The organism is Streptomyces albidochromogenes (assembly GCF_005981925.1).
Classification (GTDB): Bacteria; Actinomycetota; Actinomycetes; order Streptomycetales; family Streptomycetaceae; genus Streptomyces; species Streptomyces albidochromogenes.
In genome coordinates, this window is the sequence record NZ_VBVX01000284.1 from 1 (window position 1) to 8,028 (window position 8,028).

Annotated in this window: 6 protein-coding genes and 7 pseudogenes; 7 read left to right on the forward strand and 6 right to left on the reverse strand. The window is 68.4% G+C overall.

Features of this window, described 5'->3' with window-relative positions; translation table 11 throughout:
• Positions 1-139 precede the first annotated feature (139 nt).
• Both E2E34_RS27320 and E2E34_RS27325 read left to right on the forward strand, forming a co-directional pair.
• On the forward strand, positions 140-412 hold the full coding sequence (locus E2E34_RS27320; RefSeq protein WP_244316157.1) for an STAS domain-containing protein: 273 nt from the start codon (positions 140-142) through the stop codon (positions 410-412).
• 151 nt (positions 413-563) lie between these two features.
• Positions 564-1,307: pseudogene (locus tag E2E34_RS27325) on the forward strand (transposase).
• A 73-nt stretch (positions 1,308-1,380) separates the two neighbouring features.
• Here the strand turns inward: E2E34_RS27325 and E2E34_RS27330 are convergent.
• Positions 1,381-1,884, reverse strand: a complete 504-nt coding sequence (locus E2E34_RS27330) for a cupin domain-containing protein (protein WP_138904575.1) — start codon at positions 1,882-1,884, stop codon at positions 1,381-1,383.
• A 221-nt stretch (positions 1,885-2,105) separates the two neighbouring features.
• Here E2E34_RS27330 and E2E34_RS27335 point away from each other — a divergent pair.
• A pseudogene (locus E2E34_RS27335) lies at positions 2,106-2,476 on the forward strand (transposase); the annotation flags it as partial.
• A 136-nt stretch (positions 2,477-2,612) separates the two neighbouring features.
• Here the strand turns inward: E2E34_RS27335 and E2E34_RS27340 are convergent.
• Complete coding sequence (locus E2E34_RS27340) at positions 2,613-2,963, reverse strand: winged helix-turn-helix transcriptional regulator (protein WP_138904576.1); 351 nt, start codon at positions 2,961-2,963, stop codon at positions 2,613-2,615.
• Positions 2,964-3,039: 76 nt separating this feature from the next.
• Between E2E34_RS27340 and E2E34_RS27345 the strand changes: the two genes are divergently transcribed.
• Positions 3,040-3,699, forward strand: coding sequence for an NADPH-dependent F420 reductase (locus E2E34_RS27345; RefSeq protein WP_138904577.1), 660 nt, complete (start codon positions 3,040-3,042; stop codon positions 3,697-3,699).
• Between the two features lie 79 nt (positions 3,700-3,778).
• Here the strand turns inward: E2E34_RS27345 and E2E34_RS27350 are convergent.
• Positions 3,779-4,018: pseudogene (locus E2E34_RS27350) on the reverse strand (IS5/IS1182 family transposase); the annotation flags it as partial.
• A gap of 1 nt (position 4,019) precedes the next feature.
• Here E2E34_RS27350 and E2E34_RS27355 point away from each other — a divergent pair.
• From E2E34_RS27355 to E2E34_RS27365, 3 genes and pseudogenes are all read left to right on the forward strand, one after another.
• Positions 4,020-4,267 (forward strand): annotated as a pseudogene (locus E2E34_RS27355) (IS701 family transposase); the annotation flags it as partial.
• A 282-nt stretch (positions 4,268-4,549) separates the two neighbouring features.
• Positions 4,550-4,695 (forward strand): annotated as a pseudogene (locus E2E34_RS36700) (VOC family protein); the annotation flags it as partial.
• Between the two features lie 101 nt (positions 4,696-4,796).
• A complete protein-coding gene (locus tag E2E34_RS27365; RefSeq protein WP_425573459.1) occupies positions 4,797-5,339 on the forward strand; it encodes a GNAT family N-acetyltransferase in 543 nt (180 codons plus the stop codon).
• Between the two features lie 300 nt (positions 5,340-5,639).
• Here the strand turns inward: E2E34_RS27365 and E2E34_RS27370 are convergent, their stop codons facing one another.
• From E2E34_RS27370 to E2E34_RS37535, 3 genes and pseudogenes are all read right to left on the reverse strand, one after another.
• The gene (locus E2E34_RS27370) at positions 5,640-6,131 is read right to left on the reverse strand and encodes an SRPBCC family protein (RefSeq protein WP_138904579.1); all 492 of its coding nucleotides are present in this window, start codon (positions 6,129-6,131) and stop codon (positions 5,640-5,642) included.
• A gap of 393 nt (positions 6,132-6,524) precedes the next feature.
• Positions 6,525-7,354: pseudogene (locus E2E34_RS27375) on the reverse strand (pectate lyase).
• Positions 7,355-7,430: 76 nt separating this feature from the next.
• A pseudogene (locus E2E34_RS37535) lies at positions 7,431-7,997 on the reverse strand (hypothetical protein); the annotation flags it as partial.
• Positions 7,998-8,028: the final 31 nt, after the last annotated feature.

Sequence of the window (8,028 nt, forward strand, 5' to 3'; positions counted from 1 at the left end):
CGCCCCCGCCGACAAATTCGTCGGACAGGAGAACCGACGTCCATGACCGACGCATTCCACCTCGACGTCACGCACACGCACGGCACCCGGGCAGTGATCTCCCTGGCCGGTGAATTCGACATCGCCACCGCCCCCCCTCGTGCGCGCCCGCGCACTGGAGCAGATCGCAAGCGGCCATCCCGACTTGATCGCCGACCTGACGGGCGTCACCTTCTGCGACTCTTCCGGGCTTGGGGCTCTGGTCGGTATCTGGCGCTGCGCCAAAGACGCCAGCGGGTCGCTGGCCCTGGCCGCTGTCCCCGATCGCCTGGGCCGTCTGCTGAGCACCACCGGAATGGACACCCTGCTGCCCGCCTACCCCAGCGCCGATGCCGCCTTGGGCGCGTACCAGGACGACCGCACCACCGCCTGACCCAAGCTGTCGATGGCGGACCAGTGAGCCTTTTCAGCGTGGCTATCGATCGGGTGACGAAGGTGCTGGGGCCACGGCGGCAGAACGGGCAGGGCTCCCAGGCAGTTGAGGGAGGTATCTGACATCTCATCTCGGTTGCCGGGGAGCCCCGTTGCTCACGTATCCTGCCGCACTCGACCTGCCACACGCACTCGTGGAAACGGTGACGATGCAGATCGTCCTCCGTGAGGGTGACCGGCGGTGCAAGCTGCCTCCGCACCAGCGTGCCCTGGTCGCGCTGGTGTACCTGCGCCAGCACACCACCCTCGCCCAGATCGCGGTCGGCTTCCGCATCAGCGTCGGTACCGCCCATGCCTACGTCCACGTCGTAGCCCTCTGGCCCAGAGGGCGTGGGGGCTGACCCGCGCTCTGCGCGAGGCGAAGGCGCGAGCGGAGTACGAGCTGGTCGACGGCACTCTCGCGGATTGCGACCGGGTCGGTGACACACGCGCCGATTATTCGGGCAAGCACCGTCACCAGGGCTTGAACGTACAAGTGATCACCGATCCGGACGGCATCCTGTGGATGGGTGCTGCCCGGGCGCATCCACGACCTCACCGCGGCCCGCAGACACCGCATCATCAACACCTGCCGCCGACTCGGCATCCCGGCCCTGGCAGACCTGGCCTACCTCCGAGCCGGCGGCACTCTCGCCACCGGCCGACGACGCCGACCCGGCAAAGAACTCGGCGCCCGCCAGAAGTCCCTCAACAAGGCCCACGCCCGCCTGCGCTACCCCGTCGAGCGAGGCATCGCCCGCCTCAAGACCTGGCGGATCTTCCGCAGAGCACGCTGCAGCCCCGCCTGGCTCACCTCCGTATCCAAAGCCGTCCTCACCCTGGGGAGCTACCGCTGAAGAGGCTCAGTAACTCAGGCGCCGGTCACGTGAGGGGCCCGTCAGACAGAGTGGCCACGTGCGACATCCTCCTTCAGTGTGCGGCTTCCAGAGCGGCGCGCCATATCGGGCTGTCCACGTAGTGGTTGTCGAAGCGCTCGGAAGACTCGGTTATCTCCTGCGGGCTCGCCTCACCGCGCATCACCCGGCCGAGCAGCCGGAGATAGTCGAAGCGCGGCATGCCGGGCGTGAAGACGAACAGCACGTCGGCCTCGGCGCCGGGAGCCGCCGCGAAAGCGTGCGGAGTGTGCGGCGGTACGAGCAGAAGGTCGCCCGCGTCCAGGATCTTCACCTCGTCGTCGACGAGTACCTGAAGAGAGCCGCCGATGACGAAGAAGAGCTCCGAGGCACGAGTGTGAAAGTGCGCCGGGGCGCCCACAGCGCCCTTGGCGAACTGCGAGCGGTAGCTGGTGAGCGAGCTGCCGTCGGTGCCGCAGTCGGCCAGCAGCGTCATCACACTGCTCGGGTCACTCGTGGTCTCGGCGGTAGCGGCGCGAGTCAGAACCGGTGTCAGTGGCGCGGCGTCGGCGGCGTTCATAGTCGTACTCCCTGTGCTGAGCTGCGCCTTCGGGCGTCTCCCGGGGCCTTGTGCTGATCAATCTATGCCAGCAAGGGACCCACCTCGTGGTGCATTCTGACGTCCAGATCATGGGTCAATTTTGTGTCCGGGCACCAGCCTCAGTCGTGTCCGAGGCCTCCAGGCGCAGCACCACGCAGGCCCGCACTCAAGGCCGACAGTCAGCGGTTGTCGCTTTGGCAGCGGTCGAAGGCTCCCACATCCGCGCATTGAAATGGGGCGCCAAGACGGGACGAAGAACTGTTGACCGGGGCAGAATCGGCAGCAAACACCATCTGATCACCGACGCCACCGGCATCCCGCTCGCCGCCACACTCACCGGCGGCAACCGCAACGACGTCACCCAGCTGATCCCACTCCTCCAGGCCGTGCGGCCCGTGCGGGGCAAACGCGGCCGGCCCGCCGCCGCCCCGACGTCGTGCTCGGCGACCGCGGGTACGACCACGACAAGTACCGACGCCTGGTCCGGGGACTCGGCGTGAAGCCGCTGATCGCCCGCCGCGGCACCGAGCACGGCTCCGGGCTGGGCAATCGACGCTGGGTCGTGGAACGTGTTCCGCCGCCTGCGGATCCGCTGAGAGGTCCGCGACGACATTCCTCACTCTGGGATGCGCGCTGATGCTGGCGGCGCTTGAACTCACCCCGATGAAAGTGCGTCAACGCGTGCAGAGGAGGTCACGGGCTGGAACTCACCCACCCATTCGTTCCTGGGCGGCCATGACCTCATCCCCGTGCTCGAAGGCCCACGCGCCAAGTACGTCGATCGGGCCAAGCAACGTCCGCCCCAGAGCTGTGAGTTCGTACTCGACACGAGGCGGCGCTTCGCCATAGGCATTCCGTACCACCAGCCCGTTGAACTCCAGCCGCCGCAGCGTCTCGGTCAGGACCTTGGGACTGATGCCACCGATGCGCTCGCGTAGTTCGCCGGGGCGCTTGGGACCGTCCCGCAGGACCCAGATCAGCACGGCGTTCCAGGTGTTGGAGAGGAGGTCGAAGGCGAGGCGGGCGCGGCAGTCAGCGAGATAGGCGTCGGTCGTCACGTACCAAATGGTGCCTGACGGGTTTCCTAGTGTCGTCCCGAAAGCGGTTGGAGCAGATTTGGAGAGGGGCGTATCCATGAAGATCGGTGTTCTGGGAACGGGGAACATGGCGGACGCACTGGCCACGCAGTGGGTGCGGGCCGGGCACGAGGTGTTCGTCGGAGGGCGGGACGAGCAGAACGCCCAGCGGCTCGCGACGCGCATCGGGGGCGGTGCGGGGCACGGGAGTCTGCAGGCGGCGATCGGCTTCGGCGAGGTGGTGCTGGCAGCGCTGCCGTATGGCGCGGGAGTGGAAATCGTCAGGGAGCATCAGTCGGCCCTGAAGGGGAAGGTCCTGCTCGACTGCGCCAATCCGGTCGGGCCCGGCTTCCGGCTGCTGACAGAGGGCGGCCCCTCGGCGGCGCGCCGACTGGCTGCGGCGGCACCGGGCGTTCACGTCGTCAAAGCGTTCAACCTCTGCCACGAGGGCGTGTGGCGGATGACCCCGCCGGTCTTCGACGGTCAGCCCCTGACCGTTCCGATCTGCGGGGACGACGAGGCGGCACTCGCACGGGCACGCAAGCTGGTGCGGGACATGGGCTGTGAGCCGGTGGCCGGGGGCGGGCTGGACCGCGCCGGACTGCTGGAGGCGACCGCCGCGCTGTTCATCGGATTGTGGGTGGCGGAGCAGGCGGACGTGCGGGCGATCGCGCCGCCGCTGGCCTATGCGACAGGTCCACGAGCCGAGAGTGCGTGAGGCGTCCAGGGCCGGTGCGACCAGGCACAGGAGCCCGGTGCCCGAGGAAAGCCGACACGCCTAGGCGGTTTCGTTTGGATCAGCGGGCGGACCACAGGAAGATGCCCGCGATGTGAAGCCCGGCGAGGTAGATGGTCGCGGTCTTCTCGTAGCGGGTGGCGATGCCTCGCCACTGCTTCAAGCGGTTGATGCACCGCTCGACGGTATTACGCTGCTTGTACGCCTCGCGGTCGAAGGCCGGCGGTCTGCCGCCCGCCGGTCCGCGCTGCCGCCGGTTGGCCTGCTGGTCGGCCCGTTCCGGAATCACCGTGCGGATGCCACTCGACGAACTAATCCACGTCGCCGGCAGCCGGTGGGCGGTTGAGGAATGCTTCCAGACCGCGAAGCAGGAATGCGGCCTCGACGACTACCAAGTCCGCCGCTACCCCGGCTGGCACCGCCACATCACCCTCGCCATGGCCGCCCACGCCTGCCTCACCGTCCTGCGGGCCCGCGACAGGATGCCGGGAAAGGAGAAACGGATCCTCCCAGCTCATACCCCTCACCCTCCCCGAACTCCGACGCCTGATCACCCGCCTCACCCGGCCCCGCCCGAGCCACGACCACGTCTTGAACTGGTCACACTGGCGCCGACGACTCCAACACCAGGCCCGCATCAGCCACTACAAACGACGCGGGACCCCCTCATTCGCATCTGCAGTCGGCGGCAATTCTAAGGACCCTGCCGCCTACCAGGCCGAACCGCCCTTCCCATCGGGCGCACAGCACTGGCGACTCCTGACCCGATGGGTTATCCGCTGGGGTGAGGGCTGTTCGGGATGCTCGCCGGGCCAGTGATCGCGTACGTCGCTGTGAGATCGCGACGGCCCGGACCCCGGACGGTCACAGCCGGCTCGAGCTGGCGAGTACCGCAGCCCTGCGGTGATCAGCGCCGGGCCGCGCAGCCGGCCGCGCGACGTTCTGGGCACGCACCGCGTCATGTTCGCCGTCGACGACGCCTCGGTGAACGCCAGGCGCCGGGAACGGTTCTCCTGGCGGGAGCCCTCCGGCGCCTGGTTATCCTGCCTCGTCCCGAACAGACCAAGGAGGCCCCCATCATGAATAGCACCACGGCGTCGTTCCCCGAGCGCATTGAGCTTTCGGGGGAGGGGCTTGTCCTTCGCGACTGGACGGAAGCGGACCTGTCCGCGATGCCGGAGCTGTTCGACCACCCCGACATCGCGTACTGGACGCCGATCGTCTCACCCTTCGACGCAGCCGCCGCCCGTGCACGGCTGGACCGTGACCGGCAGATGCGGGAGGAGGGCAAGACCATCCTGCTCGCCATCACCGTCGACGGCGGCGCACCGCTCGGCGAAGTGATGCTGCGGCGCGCACCGGAGGGCACGGAGCTCGGCTATGCGATTGGCCCGGCGCACCGGGGCCAGGGGCTGGCAGCTCGCGCCGTGACGGTGATGGCCGCGTACGCCTTCGAGCAGTTGGGCGCGGAGCAGGTGATCCTGGAGCTGGAGGCCGAGAATGCCGCCAGCGTCGCCGTGGCCACCAAGGCGGGCTTCAGACTGCTCGACGTGCCGCTGATCACGGGTGAGGAGAAGGGGCGGCCGTATGCCTTGCAGACGTGGGGCCTGAGCCGCCCCTGAGACTCAGATCTTTGAGCCTTGCCCAAGGTCGTTTCTGCTGGTGAGCTGGGGTTAACAACCGGGTCGTTCCGCTCGGGGCAGGTCGCGGTGGGTGGTCGTTGCCACGGGAGGGGAATCAATCGGTCGGGTCGCCACGGGTTACTTGCGGTCTCGATCAGGGCGGTCCCAAAAGGGTGCCGGATCAGGTGCTGCAGGGCATGCACGGCCTTGGCGACCGCGGGGAGTCAGCGGCTACAACGTCTGGCTACGCGGCTACAACCCGGGTCGCAATGTTGTCGACGACCGCCGTCCGCAAGCAGATCAGTCCTTCGCTTCGCGGACGTCCTTTCCCAGCTCGGCGAACGCCTTGAAGTCCTGCATGTGCTGTTGCGACTGCTTGCGGAAGGCACCGGGCATCAGGACTCCTACCAGCCGCATCAGCACGCGGCTGAACCGGTACTCACTCTCGCTCACCCAGAGCGTCGTCTGCGGACCGGCTTCGGTCAGCCGGTCACGCACGGCGCTCCACATGCCCTCGCCGACGATCTCGCGATCGAAGTGAACGACGCTCCCTGTCGGGATCTCGCGCAGGTCTGCCGGTTCCCGGCGCGTGATGGTCTCGGTGCACTCGATCCTCTGCCGCCCCATCTGCATCACGACCCGCGACTTGGTACCGACCTGCCCGTGCACCCCACTGAGCGGCTCGTGCAGCACCAGACCCCGCAGCCATTGCGGCAGGTGTGCCGGGTCGGCGAGCAGCTGGACCACCTTCTCCCGCGGCAGGGCGACCTCGATCGAGACGGTGTACTTCATGGTGGTGCGCTCCAGGTTCCCGAGTGAACGGGCGTACGCTAGCACCCTCGCCTCACACAGAGCGCTGTCCCAAGCTCGTTTCTGCTGGTGAGTCTGCGAGCCGTCCACGCGAGGTACCCGAAGGACCCGGGCGGCGCAGCGATGACGTCTACGAACGAACCGCATCCCTGCCATCCCTCGACCGATCCCTCTGCAGTTCGCCCTGCCGGGATCACCACCGTGCCCCTGGTCCTGTTCTGTGGGTGCGGTGCCTCTTCGCGCCTGCGCCGCCCCGCGCGGCGCGGCGCGGCGATGGGGCGCGAGCGGCCGGGGGACCGCGACGGTCCAGAGTCGGTGGTGCGGCGCCGCCGACCGGTGGCGACGGCGCCGACGTACGTCAGTCAGTGGTACGACTCAGTTGTACGTGCTGTCCGATGCCGAGAAGCGGCACGCGGTGCCGTCGGGGCCGCTGCCCAGCTGGGTAGGCTCCTTGCCGGTGTTGTTGCCCTTGAAGCGCACGCAGGTCTTGATCTTCTTCTTCGCGTCACCGTGGATCCGGATCTTCGACAGCGTCGCGGTGTCGCCATAGTTCTGGTTGACGCCGACGATCGACTTGCCCGGCGCGCTCACGTCGATGTCGCTCAGCACGATCGTGCGCTTGTACTGCGTCTTGCAGTTGCCGCACGAGCGGACCAGCTTGCCGAAGCCCTCGACCTGGAAGCCGGTCACGGTGAGCTTGCCCGCCCCGTTGAGCTGGAGGACCTTGTCGTCGGCCTTCTTCGCCCCGCCGCCGATGACGTTGTACGTCGCCGAAGCCGACTTGCCCTTGAAGGTGGCGGCGTCGTCGCCGACGTCCAGCCACCACACGTTCTGCAGCGTGCAGCTGCCCTTGCAGTGGACGCCGTCGGCGGCGGGCGTGCCGATGATGACGTTCTTCAGGACGGCGCCGTCGGCCAGCTCGAAGAGGGGGGACTGGCCCTCGTCCTGGCCGCTGCCGCCCAGGGCGCCGGTGCCGTAGAACTTCTTCATCCCACCGTCGTACTCACCGGAGACCGGGATGGTCTTCGGCACCGGCTTGCTGCCGGTGCCGCGGGCCAGGACGCGGCGGCCCCGGCGGGGGACAGCATCGTCGTGGTGACTATCGCGGCACCGGTCAGCCCGAGGGCGGCGGCTCCGCTGATCACCGCCCGGCGCGTGGTGAGCCGGCGACGGTGGCGGACGCGCTGTTCAGTTCGTGCAGTCATGCCCATTCCTTACGTGGAGAAGATCTTGCGCCTTCTAGTCGCCACGGGAGGGGAAAAGGTTGCCGCGTTTTCGTGATCAGCCCTCGTGCCGGGCGAAGTCGCCCGACACGGCGAGCTGTTCGCTCCGCGTCCGGGCGGTGGCCACGTAGCGGTCGTCCCGGGCGTCCCGGCCGCCGCGGGCGTGGTTGTACTGCCCGGCGAACATCCACTGGCCGGCCGGGACCGTACGCCCCTGCTTGAGCACCCAGGTGTGGACGAGGTAGCCGTCCTTCTCGGCGATCGTCAGTGTGAAGTCGGATTCGGGCAGCGACCGCCAGGCACCGGTGGAGGTGACTCCGCCGGTCTGGGCGATCCCCAACTCGACGGTCAGCGCGGTCAGTTCCTCGCGCGTCTTGAGGGTGACGTTGCTCTGCGCCCAGAAGTCGTTGCTGTGCGGGTCCACGGAGCCGTCCGACCACAGTGGCCCGTCCTTCTCACCGGCGGCGGGCGCGCCGGCATCGGGCGTACGTGACGGAGAGGCGCTCGGCTCGGCGGGCTCGCGGGAGGTGCTCGGCGTGGGGTCCGCGGGCGCCGGATCCACGGGCGTCGGGTCCACCGGCGAGGGCGCCCGGCGCGTCGTGTCCGTCGACGGGGTGGGCGCTGGCTCTTATACACATCTGACGCTGCCGACGAAC